Source organism: Mesorhizobium quangtriensis (assembly GCF_040081925.1).
GTDB lineage: Bacteria > Pseudomonadota > Alphaproteobacteria > Rhizobiales > Rhizobiaceae > Mesorhizobium_K > Mesorhizobium_K quangtriensis.
Genome location: NZ_JBEBMF010000002.1, coordinates 344,546 through 361,439, shown reverse-complemented (window position 1 = coordinate 361,439; position 16,894 = coordinate 344,546). Strand labels below are relative to the sequence as shown.

Genomic DNA, 16,894 nt, shown 5'->3' with positions numbered 1-16,894 from the left:
AAAATTGAATCTGCCGCGCGCCTTTCCTCTCACCCGTCGAGCGGGGGAGAGGTGTCTCGCGCAGCGTGATGGAGTGTGGGTCGATCAGCGGTGTTGTTGGGCCGTTGGGCACCTGCGTAAACGAAACGCAAATCAGAAGCGGTAACGACTTCGGCGAGCCTGCCGTCAAGTGCAGCCAGAATCGTTTCGCACACCGAGCTCCGGTGCTTCACAACCTCATGGCTCCAGAAGCGCATCACCGAATAGCCCAGCGAACGCATGAGTTCGTCGCGACGGCGGTCATACGTACTGTCGGCGTGCTGCGAGCCGTCGAGTTCGACGACAAGCCATCGTTCACGGCAAGCGAAATCGGCAAAGTAGGGACCAACTGGAAATTGCCGTGTAAATTTATGGCCGCCGAGTTTCCGACGCTTCAATTCCAACCACAGCAAAGCCTCTGCCTGATTGTCGCCCTGGCGGAGTTTGCGCGCACGCGCTGTGGCGCCTGCCTTGCGCCTGCTTCGCGTTTGGGAAGCGCCTACCCCCACTCCGTCGTCGCTCCGCGACGCCACCTCTCCCCCCTGCGGGGGTAGAGGAAAGGAGCCAAGGTCGGCCGACGCGCGCCTTTCCTCTCCCCCGTCGAGCGGGGGAGAGGTGTCACGCGTAGCGTGACGGAGTGGGGGTCGACCTGAACTCACCGTAAAACAATCCACGTCACGGGCTGCCGAACTCAAAAATCCGTCGGCGCGCCGCCTTCGGCCTTGCGCTTGTCGACGAAGGCGTTGATCTCTTCCTCGATCGCGGGATCGATGGCCGGCCTCTCGTAGGCCGCCAGCCGCTCCTTCCAGACCCGGTTGGCGCGTTCCAGCGCGGTCGGGCTGCCTGCTTCCGCCCAGGTCTCGAAATTGCGCCAGTCGGAGATGACGGGCGAATAGAATGCGGTCTTGTAGCGCGACTGCGTGTGGGGTGTGCCGAAGAAGTGGCCTCCAGGGCCTACATCGCGAATGGCGTCAACGGCGAGCGCATCCTCCGACAGATCGAGCGGCTGCAGGAACTCCGCCACCATCTGCAACAGGTCGATGTCGAGGATCATCTTCTCGTAGGAGCAGCGCAGGCCGCCCTCCAGCCAGCCGGCTGCGTGCAGCACGAAATTCGCGCCGCCCTGGATCAGCCCCCACAGCGAGAAGACGCTTTCGTAGGCCGCCTGTGCGTCGACCTGGTTGGCGGCGCAGACGTTGGAACTGCGATAGGGAATACCGTACCGCCGTGCGAGCTGCCCGCCGACGATCTGCGCCTTCATGTATTCCGGTGTGCCAAAGGCCGGCGCGCCCGACTTCATGTCGACATTGGAGGTGAACCCGCCATAGCCGACCGGCGCCCCCTTCTTCACCATCTGCGTAAACGCGAGGCCCGCCAGCGCCTCGGCGTTCTGCTGCACCAGCGCGCCGCCGACCGTCACCGGCGCCATCGCACCCGCCAGCGTGAACGGCGTCACGATCACAAGCTGCCCGTTGCCGGACATCTGGATGATGCCCTCCATCATCGGCACGTCGAGTTTCAGCGGCGAATTGGTGTTGATGATCGTGTAAACCGAAGGCTCGTCCTGCAATTGCTCGCGCGAAATACCGCGCGCTATGCGGGCGATCTCGATCCCGTCGACATTGCGCTCCTTGCCGAGCGAATAGATGTGGAACGCCTTGTCGGTAAGCAAGGACAGGTCGCGGATGCATTCGAGGTGGCGGATCGACGGGTGGATGTCCACCGGTTCAACGGGGTAGCCGCCTGTCGTCATCAGGATGTTGTGCACTTGCGCCAGCTTCAGGAAGTTCCTGAAGTCCGCCTGGTTGCCGGCGCGCCGCCCATTGTCGAGGTCCGAGCAGTTCGGCGCCGAGGCCATCTGCGAAAAGATCAGATTGTTGCCCCCGAAGCGCACATTATGCTCGGGGTTGCGCGCATGCAGCGTGAATTCGCTTGGGCAGCTCGCGATCGTCTCCAGGATCATGTCGGCGTCAAAGCGCACGCGTTCCGTACCCTCGCGCACGTCTGCGCCATGCGCCTTCATGATGCGCCGCGCTTCGTCGTGCAGCACGTCGACGCCGATTTCCTTCAGCACGCGCAGCGAGGCGCGGTGAATCGATTCCAGCTCGTCATCCGAGACAAGTTTCGTGGGCGCGAAGGGGTTTTTCAGTTGCCGGAAGGCCGGCTGGTCGAAAGCAGCCGCCCCGCCGGCGCGCTTGCCCGCCCGGCCGCCACGGCGACCCCTGTCGGTGGCGAGCGTCGGTTCTGCCGGATGAAGCGCGGCGGTCATGGTACCCTCATGATGAAGCAGGTTTCGACTTCATCATGGACTGGCGCAAGCCACCGCATTGCGGAGGCGGCGACCACTAGAGCGAGGGAAGCGACATTGGCCGACGCGGCGGCGTTGGCCGGCGTTTCACACCAACGCAACGCCCACCGCTACAGCTGCCAGCACCGCCACGCCCGTCCGCATCAACATCTGCCTGCGACGGCCCTGGGTCTCGGCCCTGGGAAATTTGCCCCGGCGGATGGCCCAGAATTCCAGGTCGCCCGACGGCACGTCATATCTGTCAAACGTCCAACTCTGTTCCATTGTAGACTCCATGGCGTGCACCCGCCGCCTTGAGCACTCACATAGGAACCCAAAGTAACTGACCGATGCTGCGCCAGTTATGTGGCTGATACAAAATTGATATAATTAATACGGGCGATTTCGGTCATAATCGGTCATGGCGACAGGCTGGCTCACAGGTCGATTTTGCTTGGTCCTGTGCTCCCCTCGATTGCCTTTTGCGCGCGCCGCTGATGTGTTCCGCGCGACAATCAGACAGGCTCTCCATTTTGACCATCGCGCGTCACAATACGGCAGTCGAACAGACGCCCTGGGCGGCACTTGCCGGAGTGATCGCCACAGTCTCGGTCTTTGCCATCGCGCAGGGCCTGACCTACCCGTTGCTGTCCTTCATCCTGGGACGGCAGGGCGTCTCGCCTGCGATGATCGGATTGTCGGCGGCGATGTCGCCGATCGGCTTCATCGTTTCGTCCCCGCTGATCCCGGTCGTCTCGCGCAGGTTCGGCGCCAAACGCACCGCGCTGACCTGCGCCTTTCTGGCCGCGATCCTGCTTGCCCTGATCGGCTGGACGCAGGATCTGTACGCCTGGTTCGTCCTGCGCTTCCTGCTCGGTGCGGTCATAAACCCGCTCTATGTGCTGTCCGAGGTCTGGATCATCGCACTCGCACCCCCGTCGCGTCGGGGCCGCATCATGGGCATATACACAACCATAATCTCGGCCGGCTTCGCGGCCGGTCCGCTCTGCCTGCTTCTCGTCGGTTCGGAAGGCTGGCCGCCGTTCCTCATTGGCATCGTCGCGTTCCTGGTCTGCGCAGGATGCTTGCTGGTGGTGCTCCCGCGTCTGCCCGACATGCGGGGAGAGGAGGGGCACAGCGCATCGGTCATCGGCTTCATCCCGATCGCATGGCTGCTTGCGGTGTCGGTGCTCATCGCCGCCGGCTTCGAGCAAGCCGTGCTCGCCTTGCTTCCGGTCTACGGCACCCAGCACGGCATCAACGAAGTCACCATGTCGGCGCTGCTGGCAACGCTGATCGCCGGCAACATCGCGCTCCAGGTCCCGCTCGGCCTTGTCGCCGAGCGCACGTCCGCGCGTCAGGTCAAGTTCGGCTGCGTGGTGCTTGCCGTGATTGGCTGCATCCTGCTTCCGCTTATGATCGAAACGCCGCTCATATGGCCGCTCCTTTTCTTCTGGGGGGCGGCAACCTACGGCATATACACCATGAGCATCATCGAACTCGGCGAACGCTTCACCGGGCCGATGCTTGTCGCAGGCAACGCGGCCTTCGCGATGATGTGGGGCGTCGGCGGCATCATCGTGCCGCCGGTGGCGGGGGCTGCGATGGACGTATTCGGCCAGCCGGGCCTGCCGATAGCGCTGGGCGCGATCATACTGGTCCTCGGCGTGTTGATGGTCGTGCGCCGGCGCGACGCCTGAAGCCTGCCGCTTGAAGCGCGTCCGCGATCTCTTTATGACTGACCTATGATCCGCCGCCGCACATTTTCGACGCTCGACGCCGCGGTCCGCCCCTCGCGGCGGACGCTGCGCGCCGAGCTTCTGCGGCTTTGCGCCCGGATCGGCTACTCGCCGCCCTTGTGCCTCTGAATCCGCCGCCGCGCCAGGGTCGAACCCCTTGCCGGCTTGATTCAACTTTGAGGCACGACATCATGACCTATCAGAATTATTCGCTGAAGCAGTTGCAGGCGATCGACGCAGCGCATCATCTCCATCCCTTCACCGACCACAACGAACTCAGGGCCGCCGGTTCGCGCATGATCGTGCGCGCCGACGGCGCCTATATCTACGACAGCGAGGGTAACCGCATCCTCGACGGCATGGCGGGGCTCTGGTGCGTGGCGGTCGGCTACGGTCGCAAGGAACTCGCCGAAGTCGCTTACGAGCAGATGCTGGAGCTGCCCTACTACAACTCCTTCTTCAAATGCACGACGCCGACGCCGGTGCTGCTGGCCCAGAAGCTGGCCGACCTCGCGCCGAAAAACGTCAACCAGGTATTCTTCGGCTCTTCGGGCTCCGAGTCCAACGACACGGCGCTGCGCTTGGTCCGCCACTACTGGGTGCTTGAGGGCGAGCCGCAGAAGAACATCATCATCTCGCGCCGCGACGCCTATCACGGCTCGACGGTTGCCGGCGTTTCGCTCGGCGGCATGAAGCATATGCATGGCCAGCTTGGCGGCGCGGTACCCGGCATCGTCCATGTCATGCCGCCCTATGCGTTCGAGAATGCCGAACCGGGCGAGAGTGAAGAGGCTTTCGGCCTGCGGGCGGCAAAGGCGGTCGAGGATGCCATTCTCGAAGCTGGCCCCGACAATGTCGCCGCCTTCATCGGCGAACCCGTCATGGGGGCAGGGGGCGTCAAGATCGCGCCCAGGAATTACTGGGCCGAGATCCAGCGCATCTGCCGCAAGTACGACGTCCTGCTGATGGTCGACGAGGTCATCACCGGCTACGGCCGCACCGGCGAATGGTTTGGCTCGCAATATTACGGCATCGAGCCAGACACAATCACCACCGCCAAGGCGCTGACGTCGGGCTATCTGCCGCTGTCGGCTCTGCTCGTCGGAGACCGAATCGCCTCGACGCTGATCGAGAAGGGTGGCGAGTTCTTCCACGGCTACACCTATTCCGGACATCCCGTCGCCTGCGCGGTGGGCCTGCGCAACATCGAGATCATCGAGCGGGAAGGCTTGGTGGAGCGCGTGAAGACCGACACCGGCCCGTATTTCGAGCAGCAGCTGCGCGAGCGCATCTTCGGCCATCCGCTGGTCGGGGAAACGCGCGCCATCGGCCTGATGGGCGCCATCGAGATCGTCCGAAGCAAGGAGACGCGCGAGCGCTACAAGCCGTCGGGCAGCGCCGCCGTCGTCATCCGCGACCACGCCATCGCCAACGGCCTCATGCTGCGCGCCACCGGCGACACCATGATCCTGTCGCCGCCGCTCATCTGGACGCGCGAGACGATCGACGAGGCCTGCGACATCATCCTCAAGGCGCTCGATCTGGCTCAGGCAGACCTCGCAGGAAAATAGCGCTGCCCTCTTGCGCAACCGCGTCTCCGGCCCGACGTTATATGACTGCATCACAGAGGCGGGTCGGAGCATGAAAAATCGTCGTTCCAGACGTTACGACGTAATCGCGGTCCCGACCGGTCTTGCGCTGGCGCCGATGGTTGCCGCCATGCGCCTGCCTCTGCTGGCCGCGGAGGCCGGCACTGTCGGCAAACTGGCTTCGGAAACGGGTCTGGCCGTCACCGAAAAGATCGAAGCCGCCGCCGAAGGCATTGTCGCCGCCCAGTGGTCTCTGTTTTCGTCTGCCCTGTCTTTCTGGCCGGATGTCTTTTCGGGCAAGACGCCAGCAATGCTTTCGGGCGCGGCCGTGGAGCGTTCCATGCAGGCGGCGCTTGCACCCGCCAGCCGCCGCGTCAGCGCAAATTACCGTCGGCTGTCAAAGCGCTAGCAAGCGATTTCTTTGTTTGAAAAGCAAAAGGGCCTGTCGCTTGGACAGGCCCTTTTCGCATCCCTGCGGCGTGGATCAGAGATATCCGAGCAGCCACAGGATGATGATCACCGGAATCGGTATACCAATCAGCCACAAAAGTCCGCCACGAAACATAGTGTTCTCCCAGTTGGTTTTCCCTGCATCAATGCGGAAAACGCAAGAGGGTTCCGTTGCCGACGTTAAGGGCGGTCAGGTGGGTACGAGTTCGCTATGCGGTGATGTTCATTCGCTATGCGGTGATGTTCAGGTGCCTCCGCCCCCCGTACCCGGATCAATAGGCGATGTCGTCTGGGCAGTCACCGATTGCAGCAGCACCAGAGACTTCTTCACCGTAGGCTTCAGGTAGGATCGACGCGAAGACGTTCGAAGCATTCTGCCCTCCATTCTTTCACCTGCAAACTACGACCTTCCCGACAACCGACCGTTGAGTCAAATTCGGAAGCGCCGAATACAGAGGCCGGCTCATCTAATGGATCCAAGGGGTGGGCAGGAGAAAGAAGCCCGCCACCGCAAGTGCAAACACACGCGTTGGCTGACTTTCCTGGTCGTGGGTTAATGGAACGACCGGCGCGGAAGAAGTCTTGGTTCCCTCACGAAGCGGAAGCCCGTCTCCGGTTGCCTGAAAATGCTCGTCAACGAGCTTCCTGGCCGTTGAGGGAACGACCATCGCCCTAACTGCCGGCAAGGGGCTCGGTTCCGTCGCTCATGCCAAACAACAAAAAAGCGGGCCCAAAGCCCGCTTCCCTTCGTTTCCGAGACATTGCGTGGTGCCGGTTCATTCGTGGTCACCGCGCCGTCGACCGGCACAAATAACCGCCTCAAACTGGGGGATCTCACGGACCATCTGTCCAGACCTTCCCGCACCAAGGAGGCGATGGACGCTATATGGGATTGTATTGCGGCGTCATCAAGGCTTTGGTTGCGTAAATGGCGTCACACGGAACTTTTCGTCCGCGTCAGTGTTATCAAGGCGCCCCAAACATTCCCTATCAAGGGCCTGCCGGACCTCCAGCCGGCGGGCCTTTTCTTTGGAAGGAAATTGTCATGCGCCTCGCCGAGCAATTCGTGCTCTTCAGCCTGAGCTATGCGGTCATAGTCGGCTTCGTGGTTGGCGGATTCTATCTGGCGGGGTGATTTGCTGCGATGGCTAAAAAGGCAAAAACCGCGCCTGCGGAGCGCGGTTTTGCCATTCAACGCATGGCCCCTCGCGTACTGTACGCTGCGAAGGTAACGGCTCCGGTACGCGAGACCTGATCCGGAGCGTCGGGCGGCTGCGATGTCCGCCGTGCAATGAGTTGTAGAGTGACATTCTTACCGCGTGGTTATCGAGAGCTTAAGCAAACCTAAATTTGCGATTTTTTTGATTAAATTGCGTTGCCGTTGCGTCAGCCTCCCGCCCCGGCGCGAACATGGGTCGCGGCTCGCTATGCCGTTTTCCAGCTAGGCGTAGCGGCGAAACTCGACCAATGTGCGCGCCTATTAACGGCGAGCGAAGCGTTGGGCGATCCCGCAAAAAAAATCCTTTCCGGTGTACGGAGTTTCCTGGCCGACCTCGACGACGCTGTTGTTCGTTCGTTCGTGTCGGCCACGGAACGGGAAATGGCCGTGCGAAATCTGGCGCCACGTCCGCTGCCCTGTCTCGCTCACCTCGATCGCATCGCCGAGATTTCGGCAGTCAGGGGGCGCGGCCTTGCAGGATCCCTGCGCGATGGAGCGCAAAATCTGCATTGGGGCCAAACTTATACGGCGTCTGATTTCGGGCCCCGTTTCATAGACAACTACGGCTGGCTTGAAGTCTTCGGCACACGCGGGCATTTCGTGAACGACACGATCGCCGGCGGCTTCCTCATTCTTGGGCCTGATATCGAATATCCCGACCATCACCACGTGGCGGAGGAAGTCTACATTCCGCTGACCGGCGGCACCGATTGGCGGATGGATGGCGGCCCGTGGCGGAGGCGCGCCGCGGGCGAAATCATCCACCACGCGTCCAATGTCAGCCACGCCATGCGCACCGGCGACGAACCTCTGCTCGCCTTTTACCTCTGGCGCGGTGGGCCGCTTGCAGCACGCTCGACGATCACCGGCGTTGTGGAGAAGCCCGAGGCATGACACGCGCCATCATGCTCCAAGGCACGGGATCCGATGTCGGCAAGACCGTGCTGGTCGCCGGCTTGTGTCGCGTCGCGCGCAATCGCGGCATGGTCGTCCGCCCTTTCAAGCCGCAGAACATGTCGAACAATGCCGCCGTTGCCGATATCCCCGGCCAGTCCGATGGCGGTGAGATCGGCCGTGCGCAATGGCTGCAGGCGATCGCCTGCAGCGTCGCGCCTTCCATTCACATGAACCCGATCCTGCTGAAGCCCCAGAGCGATGTCGGCAGCCAGATCATCGTGCAGGGTAGGGTGTGCGGGCAAGCAAAGGCGCGCGACTACCAGTTGCTGAAGCCGCGCCTCATGGAGGCCGTGCTCGATTCCTGGAACAAGGTCGGGGAGGGGGCGGATATTGTCATCGTGGAAGGCGCGGGGTCTCCAGCCGAGATCAACCTTCGCCCGCGCGACATCGCCAACATGGGGTTTGCAACCGCCGCCGACGTTCCCGTCATTCTCGTCGGCGACATCGACCGCGGCGGCGTCATCGCCTCGCTTGCCGGCACGCATGTCATCCTGTCTGAGGAAGATCGCCGCATGATCGTCGGCTACCTCATCAACAAATTTCGCGGCGACGCCTCGCTGTTTGATGATGGCATAGACGCCATCCACAAATTCACCGGTTGGCGGTGCTTCGGCGTCGTGCCCTGGCTGCACGCCGCCGCCATGCTGCCGTCGGAGGATTCCGTCGTGCTGGAGCGGCTGGCGTCCGGCAGCCCGCGTCCGCTCAAGATCGCCGTACCAATGCTGTCGCGCATCGCAAATTTCGATGATCTCGATCCCTTCAAGGCCGAGCCGCAGGTCGAGCTCGTGTTTGTCGCGCCCGGCCATCCCCTGCCTGACGATGCCGGCCTCGTCGTGATCCCCGGCTCCAAGTCCACCATCGCCGATTTGATCGACTTCCGCCGGAACGGCTGGGATGCCGATCTCGCGGCACATCGCAGGCGGGGCGGGCATGTCGTCGGCATCTGCGGCGGCTACCAGATGCTTGGCCGCGTGGTGCGCGATCCGCGCGGCATCGAGGGGAGCGTCACCGAGACCGATGGGCTTGGCCTGCTCGATGTCGAGACCATCATGGAGCCCCAGAAGACCGTGCGCAACGTCGAGGCACGTTCCCTGACCTACGACGCGCCGCTGTCGGGCTACGAAATCCATCTCGGCCGCACCACCGGCCCCGACTGCCTGCGCCCGACCGCCGTCATCAATGGCGTCGAGGATGGAGCGACCTCGTCGGACGGCAAGGTGTTCGGGACCTATCTGCATGGGCTTTTCGGGGCTGACGCGTTCCGTGGAAGGTTTCTGGAGAGCCTCGGCGTCAGGGGCGGGGGGCTGGATTACCGCGCCGAGGTCGAGCGCGCGCTCGACGAACTCGCGGCGCATCTCGAACGCCATCTCGACTGCAGCGCCATCTTCGCTGCCGCCCGCTGATACGTTCTCCCGGGAACCGCATCGAATCGGCTATACCCAAGGCATGGCCGAAGTTTCCCTCTATGCCCCGGTTAAGAAATTCCTCGAAAGCCTCGATTTCGTCGTCAAGGGCGAGATCGGCAATTGCGATATCGTCGGCCTGCGCAAAAGCGAACCGCCGGTTGTCGTCATCTGCGAGTTGAAGATGCAGTTCAATCTGGAACTCATCTTGCAGGCTGTCGACCGTGCCAGCGCCTCGGACGAAGTCTGGCTGGCCGCCGTCATGTCGGCGCGCGGCAAGGGTCGGGAATCCGACAGCCGGTTTCGAGCGCTCTGCCGGCGTCTGGGGTTCGGGCTGATCGGAGTCACCTCGCGCGGCGCGGTCGAACTGCTGCTCAGCCCCGCTGCCCCGGCTCCGAGGCGTGATCCGAGGAAGCGGTCGATGCTGATCGAGGAACACCGGCGCAGGCGCGGCGATCCTGCGGTCGGCGGCAGCACGCGTTCTCCCGTCATGACGGCCTACCGGCAGGATGCTCTCACCTGCGCGGCGGCGATGGCGCAAGGCCCGCGACGTCCGCGCGATCTTGCGACCCTGACGCCGCGCGCCGGCAAGATCCTGCTGCACAATGTCTACGGCTGGTTCGAGAGGGCCGAGCGCGGCGTCTATGTGCTCACCGACGCCGGCCATGCCGCGCTTGTGCGGTGGCCGCAGTCTGACGCTCCCGTCGGCTAGGATCGCGCCTGCGGATGATATGTGCCGAAGCTCCAGACGTTCCCTTGCGGGTCAGCGCAGATGAATTCCCGGCTGCCATAGTCGCGGTTGACTGGCTCCTGCAGGATTTTCGCGCCAGCGACCCTTGCCGTAGCATAGACCGCGTCCACGTCGTCCAACGCGATATAGAGCGCCTTGCCTCCGTTTTCTCCGGGCTCGCCGACCATCCCGCCGAATTTATCGTCGCGTGCGTCGCCCACCATGATGATCGACCCGCCGAGGGCCAGTTCGGCGTGTCCAACCTTGTCGCCCTGCATGTGCTGCTCGTGGACGGCAAAGCCGAACGCCTTTTCCAGCCATTCGATCATGGCGGCTGCGTCGCGGTAGCGGAAGGTCGGGTAGATGTTCTGTCCGGTTGTCATGTGATGCTCCCTGTGAATGGAGCCGTTCTGCCATGACCGCGCCCGTCGCGGCTTGAAGAAATGTTACCCGATCGCCAGCGTAGACGGTGTGCGGCCGGCAAGGTCCCGGAACTCGCGCACCATGTGCGCCTGGTCCGCGTAGCCGCAATCGGCCGCGATATCCGCCCAGCCGTCGCCGCTGCCCGCTGCCGAAAGGGCGCGACGCATCCGCACGATGCGCGAGACCGATTTCGGTCCGAGCCCGACCTCGCGGCGGAAGCGATCGACCAGATGCTTCCGGCTCAAGCCGATTTCCCTGGCAATCGACGCGATGCGCCTCGCTCCACCCGTTGCCGCGATCGCATCGAAGGCCCAGGCGACATCGGCTGCTGGCGCATGTGCCTTGGCGAGCCGATCCGCGACAAATGCTTCCGCGAGATCGAAACGGCTTTCCCAGTCCGCCGTAGCGCCGAGCTGCTCGCGCAGCGACCCGCCTGCCGCGCCGAGCACATCGTCCAGCGCCACCATGCGTTCGCTCAGTTCCGTCATCGGCATCGCGAAGAACTGCCGCGCGCCCAGCGGCGTGAAGTTGATCTGCAGGCAGTGGGAGGCGCCGAAGGAATCGATCGTCACCGGGCCGGCGAACAAGCCGGATGTGAAGCTGCCGTAGCGCTCATTGTCGCTCGGATCCCGACCCAGGCCGATCGCGAAGGGGTCGCCGAAACTGATCACCAACGGTATGTCGAGCGAGGCCGCCTCGACCTGCCGCAGGCGACCGCCGCCTGTTTCGCGGTAGCCGACGATCTGAGTGACGATCCCGGCGAATGCGGCGCGCGGTTGCCGCCAGGCGGTCTGGATAACCGGCGGCGCTGCGGGCGGGCGGGGATCGTCGTGCGTCGTCATGGTGGCGCTTACGATAGCAGGAAAGGGAGCGATCCAAAAGAAAAGCGCCCGGTCGAGGGACCGGACGCCTCCGTTGCCTGAGCTACCCTGAACCCCCAGGGTTCAGCTCACGATTCGCTTGCAACGATCCTATGGGGCTTTGGTTCAAACGCCAAGCAGGGCGCGCACCGGGTGCGTGGGGTCTGCGAGTAGCCGCAGCGCCATGGCTACGCACACGATAACGAGCAGCGGCTTGATCAGCCTGGCTCCGTTCTTCAGCGCCAGCGCGGCGCCCAGGCGTGCGCCCGCGAACTGCGCCACACCCATGATCAGCCCGATCTTCCACGACACCACTCCGACCGCTGCGAAGGCGGCGAAACCTCCGAGATTGGTCGCGAAGTTCAGGAACTTGGTATGCGCGGTCGCCTTCAGCAGGCCGTAGCCCGCCAAAGAGACGAAAGCGAGCATCAGGAATGAGCCGGTGCCCGGCCCAAACACGCCGTCGTAAAAGCCGATCAGCGGTACGATCGCGAGCCCGAAGGCGGTCGGGCCGATCCGCTGTGCGCGATCCAAGTCGTCCAAATTGGGCTTCAGCGCGAAATAGAGTGCGATCGCTACCAGTACCACCGGCAGCGCGATCCGCAGCGCGTCCCCTGGGATCGACGTCGCAACCAGCGCTCCGATGGCCGAGGCTGCGAAACCGAGCACCGCCCACGGCAATTGCTGGCGAACATCGACCTTGCCTTGCCGCGCATAATGCAACGCGGCCGATCCGGATCCGAACAGGCCTTGCAGTTTGTTGGTGCCGAGCGCTTCGAAGGGTGTAAAGCCGGCTAGCAGCAGGGCCGGTATGGCGATCAGCCCGCCACCGCCTGCGATCGAATCGATGAAGCCCGCCACGAATGCGGCGAGGGCAAGCAGGAGGATGACGTGCGTCGCGAGATCGGACATTGGTGCGGCTGGAGCGCGGACAGGGGGGGGCATCGACGCCCGAAAATTAACGCGCTTCCACCACATGCGGCCCACTTGCGCAAGACGCATTTCGCGCTAGCGTAAGCGGATGTCTGAAGAAGGTCACAGGTCGGGGATGTCCATGGCTACGGGGTTGCTTGCCCAGATAAGGGGAATTTTCGAGGGCGATCCGGGCGTCCGCAAGGTCGCCGACGATCCCGTGCTTTCGGCCGAACTGCTGCTGCTTTTCCGCATGATTCTCGCCGACGGGCAGGTTTCCGATGCCGAAATGGCCGTCTTCCGCCGCATCTGCAAGGAGTCCTTCGGCATTGGCGAGGAGAGCATGCAGGGCGTGATCGATTACCTCAACGACTTCGGCTACGAGACCAATGGCGCGCAGGCGATCGACATGTTCAGGGAACTCGACATCGACCGTCGCAAGGAACTCGCCCGCCACATGGCGGCGATCGCCAAGGCTGACAGCAACCTTGCCGAAAACGAAGTGCGCCTGCTTCGCCGCACCCTCGATCTGCTCGGCATTTCCCCGGTGGACGTGGTCAAGTCAACGAGCTGAAGCGTCTCAAGCGGCTTCCAGCTTCAGCTCCACGGCCACCGGCACATGGTCCGACGGCTTTTCCCAGGCGCGCACATGCTTGTCGATCGAGGTTGACGCCAGCAGGTTGGCGGCCTCGGGCGACAGCATCAAATGGTCGATGCGGATGCCGTTGTCCTTCTGCCACGCGCCAGCCTGATAGTCCCAGAACGTATAGACGCCGCCGGCCTCGGTCGTGGCGCGCACGGCTTCCGTGAAGCCGATGTTCTCCAGCCGCCGAAACGCCTGCCGCGTGACCGGCTGGAACAGCGCGTCGTTCACCCAGTTTTCAGGAAAACGCGCATCGATTGGCTCGGGGATGACGTTGTAGTCGCCCGCCAGCACCAGTGGCTCCTCAAGCTCCAGCCGCTCCTTCGCCCAGCGCTCCAGGCGCGCCATCCACGCCAGCTTGTAGGGAAATTTCACGGGGTCGTCGGCCGGATTCCCGTTCGGAAGGTAAAGCGACACCACCCGCAGCGCGCCCTTCGCCGTCGAGAACACGCCCTCGATGAACCGCGCATGATCGTCGCTGTCATCCCCAGGCAGGCCGCGATTGACCTCGTCGAAGCGCAGCTTCGACAGGATCGCCACGCCGTTGAAGCCTTTCTGGCCGTGCGTCTCGACATGATAGCCGAGCGCCTCGACCTCAAGCCGGGGGAAACCCTCATCCACCGTCTTGATTTCCTGCAGGCAGACAATGTCCGGGCTCGCCTCCTGCAGCCAGTGCAGCAGGTTGCCGATGCGGGCGCGCACGCCGTTGATGTTCCAGGTGACGATCTTCATGGCCGGATGGTTAGCATGAAGAAGTGCTGCCGTTCATCCCCAAAACGGGCGCCCTTCTTCATTGCTGACACGGTAGTGATGCTCTTGGCGGAACGTACCGGCACTGCTCCAGCAATGGGAGAAGGGAGAGAGGCCCCACCTTGCATCCGTCACTCACTCGGTTTAGGCCCTGTCCGCCTTACAATGAACGGTTTCAGCCATGCTCGACATCAAATGGATTCGCGAAAACCCGCAGGCGCTCATGGAAGCGCTGGTGAAGCGGCAGTGGTCGCCCGAGAAGGCGCAGTCGACCGTCGATGACGTCATCGCTAGGGACGAGGCGCGTCGCGCCCATCTCGGCGGCTTGCAGGAGCGGCAGGAGCGCCGCAACGCTGCCTCGAAGGAAATCGGCAATGCCATGCGTTCCGGCGATATGGCCAAAGCCGAGGAATTGAAGGGCGAGGTGTCTGCTATCAAGGAATGGCTTGCCGGCGCGGAAGCCATGGAGCGCGATCTGGACAAGGCGCTCGAAGATGCGCTGGCCGTCCTGCCCAACGTGCCGCATGCCGATGTGCCTGTCGGCGCCGACGAGAATGACAATGTCGAGGTTCGCAAGGTTGGCGAGCCGCGCCCGCATACCAATTGGACGCGTGAGCACTACGAGATCGGCGAAACGCTCGGCATGATGGACTTCGAGCGTGCTGCCAAGCTTTCGGGCGCGCGCTTCACGGTGCTGAAGGGCCAGCTTGCTCGCCTCGAACGCGCGCTCGGCCAGTTCATGCTCGACCTGCACACTACGGAGCATGGTTATACCGAGGTGATCCCGCCGCTGCTGGTGCGCGACGACGTCCTCTATGGTACCGGCCAGCTTCCGAAATTTACGGAAGACCTGTTCTTCACGCCGCATGGTGAAAGCCGGCTCGGTCTCATTCCCACTTCGGAAGTCCCGCTGACCAACCTCGTGCGCGAGGAAATCACGGCGCACGACAAGTTGCCGCTGCGCTTCACTGCGCTGACGCCCTGCTTCCGCTCGGAAGCGGGTTCCGCTGGCCGCGACACGCGCGGCATGCTGCGCCAGCACCAGTTCTACAAGGTTGAGCTCGTCTCGATCACCGACGCCGACTCCTCGCGCGATGAACACGAGCGCATGACCCAATGCGCCGAAACCGTGCTTAAAAAGCTCGACCTGCCGTTCCGCACGGTGGCGCTCTGCACCGGCGACATGGGTTTTGGCGCACAGAAGACCTACGACATCGAGGTCTGGCTGCCCGGCCAGAAGGCCTATCGCGAGATTTCGTCCTGCTCGGTCTGCGGCGATTTCCAGGCACGCCGCATGAACGCCCGCTACCGCCCGCCGGAAGGCAAGGGCACCGCTTTCGTCCATACGCTGAATGGCTCGGGCGTGGCGGTCGGCCGCGCGCTCATCGCCGTCATGGAAAATTATCAGGAAGCCGACGGCGCCATAACCATTCCTGAAGTGCTGCGGCCTTATATGGGCGGCCTGACAAAGATCGAAGTGCGATAGACGATGCGAATTCTCATAACCAACGACGACGGCATCAACGCCGAGGGCATCGCCACCCTGGAGCGCGTGGCGCGCACCCTTTCGGATGACGTCTGGGTGGTCGCGCCGGAAGCAGACCAGTCCGGCTATTCGCATTCACTTTCGCTGTCCGAGCCACTCAGGCTCCGCAAGATTTCCGACAAGCATTTCGCCGTGCGCGGCACGCCGACCGACTGCGTCATCATGGGTGTGCGCCGCTTGCTCCCCGGTCTGCCCGACCTCGTGCTGTCAGGCATCAATTCCGGCACTAATATCGCCGACGACATCACTTATTCCGGCACGGTCGCCGGCGCGATGGAGGGTGCTATCCTAGGCATCTCGGCCTTCGCGCTGAGCCAGGCCTACAATGTCGAGGGCGGCCAGCGCTTCGTTCCCTACGAAACCGCCGAGGCGCTTGCGCCAGACCTGATCCGCAAGCTTCTGGACGTCGATCTGCCGAGGGGCACCTTCCTCAACCTCAACTTCCCGAGCTGCAAGCCGGAAGCGGTCGCGGGCGTACGTGTCACCGGGCAGGGCAAGGTCGGCTACAATATCGACATCGAGGAGCGCGCCGACGGTCGCGGCTTCCCGTACTACTGGCTCCGGTTCGGCCGCGATCTCGGCGATCTGCGCGACGGCACCGACATCCACGCGGTCAAGAACGACTTCGTTTCGGTGACGCCGCTGAAGTTCGATTTCACCGCGCACGAGCTACACGATCAACTCACCAAGGCGCTTGCATGAACGACGCAGCCGCGACCGAAGCCCCCAACCAGCGCGAGGCGTTCGCGTCTTTTCTTTTGCGCCTGCGCGGCAAGGGTATCGTTGCAAAGGACCTCGTGTCGGCTTTCGAGGCGACGCCGCGCCATCTTTTCGTTCCGGAACGCTGGCAGTCCGTCGCCTGGAGCGAGGGTATGATCCCGATCGAGTGCGGCGAGGCGGTCGAAGGGCCGGACCTTCAGGCGCAGATCATTTCGGCGCTCGCCATCGAGCCCGGCCACCGTGTGCTTGAGGTTGGTACCGGGTCGGGCTTCACGGCCTCCGTCATGTCCAGGCTCGCGGCGCGTGTCCTGACGGTTGAACGCTACAAGACCCTGACCGGCTTGGCGCGGCAGCGGTTCGAGACGCTCGGGATAACAAATGCGTTCGTCCGGCAGGCCGATGGATCGCAGGGGCTTGCTTCCGAGGGGCCGTTCGACCGCATCGTGGTCTGGGCGGCTTTCGACAGCATGCCGCGCAATTTTGTGGAGCAGCTTGCCTCCAACGGCGTGATGATTGCACCAATCGGTCCGGAAGAGCAGCCGCAGACTCTCGCCAAGCTGACCAAGACGGGCAGTCGATTCGAACGCGAGGACGTCGGCACAGTGCGCCTCCAGCCCATAATGCGGGGCGTCGCCGCCGCGATTTGAA

General features: G+C 63.3%; 18 protein-coding genes. 10 read left to right on the top strand and 8 right to left on the bottom strand.

Features of this window, described 5'->3' with window-relative positions; genetic code table 11:
• Positions 1-29 precede the first annotated feature (29 nt).
• The 3 genes from ABMA32_RS10450 to ABMA32_RS10440 all read right to left on the bottom strand — a co-directional run bounded on the left by ABMA32_RS10450 (position 30) and on the right by ABMA32_RS10440 (position 2,590).
• Positions 30-551, bottom strand: coding sequence for an endonuclease domain-containing protein (locus ABMA32_RS10450; protein ID WP_425475518.1), 522 nt, complete (start codon positions 549-551; stop codon positions 30-32).
• 158 nt (positions 552-709) lie between these two features.
• Positions 710-2,287, bottom strand: coding sequence for a trimethylamine methyltransferase family protein (locus tag ABMA32_RS10445; RefSeq protein ID WP_349013705.1), 1,578 nt, complete (start codon positions 2,285-2,287; stop codon positions 710-712).
• Between the two features lie 126 nt (positions 2,288-2,413).
• Positions 2,414-2,590, bottom strand: coding sequence for a hypothetical protein (locus ABMA32_RS10440; protein ID WP_349013704.1), 177 nt, complete (start codon positions 2,588-2,590; stop codon positions 2,414-2,416).
• A gap of 248 nt (positions 2,591-2,838) precedes the next feature.
• Between ABMA32_RS10440 and ABMA32_RS10435 the strand changes: the two genes are divergently transcribed.
• The 3 genes from ABMA32_RS10435 to ABMA32_RS10425 all read left to right on the top strand — a co-directional run bounded on the left by ABMA32_RS10435 (position 2,839) and on the right by ABMA32_RS10425 (position 6,042).
• Entirely contained in the window at positions 2,839-4,005 is a 1,167-nt protein-coding gene (locus ABMA32_RS10435; protein ID WP_425475517.1) for an MFS transporter, read from the top strand.
• 230 nt (positions 4,006-4,235) lie between these two features.
• Positions 4,236-5,615, top strand: coding sequence for an aspartate aminotransferase family protein (locus tag ABMA32_RS10430; RefSeq protein WP_349013703.1), 1,380 nt, complete (start codon positions 4,236-4,238; stop codon positions 5,613-5,615).
• A gap of 70 nt (positions 5,616-5,685) precedes the next feature.
• Positions 5,686-6,042, top strand: coding sequence for a hypothetical protein (locus tag ABMA32_RS10425; RefSeq protein WP_349013702.1), 357 nt, complete (start codon positions 5,686-5,688; stop codon positions 6,040-6,042).
• Between the two features lie 285 nt (positions 6,043-6,327).
• On the opposite strand, the gene ABMA32_RS10420 is transcribed toward ABMA32_RS10425, so the two are convergent.
• A complete protein-coding gene (locus ABMA32_RS10420) occupies positions 6,328-6,456 on the bottom strand; it encodes a hypothetical protein (protein ID WP_349013701.1) in 129 nt (42 codons plus the stop codon).
• Between the two features lie 1,227 nt (positions 6,457-7,683).
• On the opposite strand from ABMA32_RS10420, the gene ABMA32_RS10415 reads away from it, so the two are divergent.
• The 3 genes from ABMA32_RS10415 to ABMA32_RS10405 are packed head-to-tail and all read left to right on the top strand — an operon-like array spanning position 7,684 to position 10,374.
• Positions 7,684-8,196 carry a dimethylsulfonioproprionate lyase family protein gene (locus tag ABMA32_RS10415; protein ID WP_425475516.1) on the top strand — a complete coding sequence of 171 codons (513 nt, stop codon included), beginning with the start codon at positions 7,684-7,686 and terminating at the stop codon, positions 8,194-8,196.
• Positions 8,193-9,662: a cobyric acid synthase gene (locus ABMA32_RS10410; RefSeq protein ID WP_349013699.1), complete on the top strand. Its 1,470-nt coding sequence runs from the start codon at positions 8,193-8,195 to the stop codon at positions 9,660-9,662. Before ABMA32_RS10415 ends, ABMA32_RS10410 begins: the two co-directional genes overlap by 4 nt.
• Positions 9,663-9,705: 43 nt before the next feature.
• Positions 9,706-10,374 carry a DUF2161 domain-containing phosphodiesterase gene (locus ABMA32_RS10405; protein ID WP_349013698.1) on the top strand — a complete coding sequence of 223 codons (669 nt, stop codon included), beginning with the start codon at positions 9,706-9,708 and terminating at the stop codon, positions 10,372-10,374.
• Here ABMA32_RS10405 and ABMA32_RS10400 read toward each other — a convergent pair.
• From ABMA32_RS10400 to ABMA32_RS10390, 3 genes are all read right to left on the bottom strand, one after another.
• Positions 10,371-10,775, bottom strand: coding sequence for a VOC family protein (locus ABMA32_RS10400; protein WP_349013697.1), 405 nt, complete (start codon positions 10,773-10,775; stop codon positions 10,371-10,373). The two genes, ABMA32_RS10405 and ABMA32_RS10400, sit on opposite strands and share 4 nt — an antisense overlap.
• A 63-nt stretch (positions 10,776-10,838) precedes the next feature.
• Positions 10,839-11,657 carry a helix-turn-helix domain-containing protein gene (locus ABMA32_RS10395; RefSeq protein WP_349013696.1) on the bottom strand — a complete coding sequence of 273 codons (819 nt, stop codon included), beginning with the start codon at positions 11,655-11,657 and terminating at the stop codon, positions 10,839-10,841.
• A gap of 144 nt (positions 11,658-11,801) precedes the next feature.
• Positions 11,802-12,587, bottom strand: coding sequence for a TSUP family transporter (locus ABMA32_RS10390; protein WP_349013695.1), 786 nt, complete (start codon positions 12,585-12,587; stop codon positions 11,802-11,804).
• A 142-nt stretch (positions 12,588-12,729) separates the two neighbouring features.
• Between ABMA32_RS10390 and ABMA32_RS10385 the strand changes: the two genes are divergently transcribed.
• A complete protein-coding gene (locus ABMA32_RS10385; protein WP_349013694.1) occupies positions 12,730-13,161 on the top strand; it encodes a TerB family tellurite resistance protein in 432 nt (143 codons plus the stop codon).
• 6 nt (positions 13,162-13,167) lie between these two features.
• Here ABMA32_RS10385 and xth read toward each other — a convergent pair whose 3' ends face one another.
• Entirely contained in the window at positions 13,168-13,962 is a 795-nt protein-coding gene (gene xth / locus ABMA32_RS10380; RefSeq protein ID WP_349013693.1) for an exodeoxyribonuclease III, read from the bottom strand.
• A 199-nt stretch (positions 13,963-14,161) separates the two neighbouring features.
• Here xth and serS point away from each other — a divergent pair, with 199 nt between their 5' ends.
• Genes serS through ABMA32_RS10365 form a run of 3 tightly spaced genes read left to right on the top strand, consistent with a single transcriptional unit; the run spans position 14,162 to position 16,893 of the window.
• Positions 14,162-15,466 (top strand): serine--tRNA ligase, encoded by a 1,305-nt coding sequence (gene serS / locus ABMA32_RS10375; RefSeq protein ID WP_349013692.1) that lies wholly within the window; start codon positions 14,162-14,164, stop codon positions 15,464-15,466.
• A 3-nt stretch (positions 15,467-15,469) separates the two neighbouring features.
• Positions 15,470-16,228 carry a 5'/3'-nucleotidase SurE gene (surE, locus tag ABMA32_RS10370; RefSeq protein ID WP_349013691.1) on the top strand — a complete coding sequence of 253 codons (759 nt, stop codon included), beginning with the start codon at positions 15,470-15,472 and terminating at the stop codon, positions 16,226-16,228.
• Positions 16,225-16,893: a protein-L-isoaspartate(D-aspartate) O-methyltransferase gene (locus ABMA32_RS10365; protein ID WP_349013690.1), complete on the top strand. Its 669-nt coding sequence runs from the start codon at positions 16,225-16,227 to the stop codon at positions 16,891-16,893. The genes surE and ABMA32_RS10365 overlap by 4 nt, the downstream gene beginning before the upstream one ends.
• Position 16,894 lies beyond the last annotated feature (1 nt).

Coding starts and splice junctions, on each gene's coding strand:
- ABMA32_RS10445 (WP_349013705.1), bottom strand. CDS start 2,287: ATGACCGCCGCGCTTCATCCGGCAGAACCGACGCTCGCCACCGACAGG.
- ABMA32_RS10440 (WP_349013704.1), bottom strand. CDS start 2,590: ATGGAACAGAGTTGGACGTTTGACAGATATGACGTGCCGTCGGGCGAC.
- ABMA32_RS10430 (WP_349013703.1), top strand. CDS start 4,236: ATGACCTATCAGAATTATTCGCTGAAGCAGTTGCAGGCGATCGACGCA.
- ABMA32_RS10425 (WP_349013702.1), top strand. CDS start 5,686: ATGAAAAATCGTCGTTCCAGACGTTACGACGTAATCGCGGTCCCGACC.
- ABMA32_RS10420 (WP_349013701.1), bottom strand. CDS start 6,456: ATGCTTCGAACGTCTTCGCGTCGATCCTACCTGAAGCCTACGGTGAAG.
- ABMA32_RS10415 (WP_425475516.1), top strand. CDS start 7,684: ATGGCCGTGCGAAATCTGGCGCCACGTCCGCTGCCCTGTCTCGCTCAC.
- ABMA32_RS10410 (WP_349013699.1), top strand. CDS start 8,193: ATGACACGCGCCATCATGCTCCAAGGCACGGGATCCGATGTCGGCAAG.
- ABMA32_RS10405 (WP_349013698.1), top strand. CDS start 9,706: ATGGCCGAAGTTTCCCTCTATGCCCCGGTTAAGAAATTCCTCGAAAGC.
- ABMA32_RS10400 (WP_349013697.1), bottom strand. CDS start 10,775: ATGACAACCGGACAGAACATCTACCCGACCTTCCGCTACCGCGACGCA.
- ABMA32_RS10395 (WP_349013696.1), bottom strand. CDS start 11,657: ATGACGACGCACGACGATCCCCGCCCGCCCGCAGCGCCGCCGGTTATC.
- ABMA32_RS10390 (WP_349013695.1), bottom strand. CDS start 12,587: ATGTCCGATCTCGCGACGCACGTCATCCTCCTGCTTGCCCTCGCCGCA.
- ABMA32_RS10385 (WP_349013694.1), top strand. CDS start 12,730: ATGGCTACGGGGTTGCTTGCCCAGATAAGGGGAATTTTCGAGGGCGAT.
- xth (WP_349013693.1), bottom strand. CDS start 13,962: ATGAAGATCGTCACCTGGAACATCAACGGCGTGCGCGCCCGCATCGGC.
- serS (WP_349013692.1), top strand. CDS start 14,162: ATGCTCGACATCAAATGGATTCGCGAAAACCCGCAGGCGCTCATGGAA.
- surE (WP_349013691.1), top strand. CDS start 15,470: ATGCGAATTCTCATAACCAACGACGACGGCATCAACGCCGAGGGCATC.
- ABMA32_RS10365 (WP_349013690.1), top strand. CDS start 16,225: ATGAACGACGCAGCCGCGACCGAAGCCCCCAACCAGCGCGAGGCGTTC.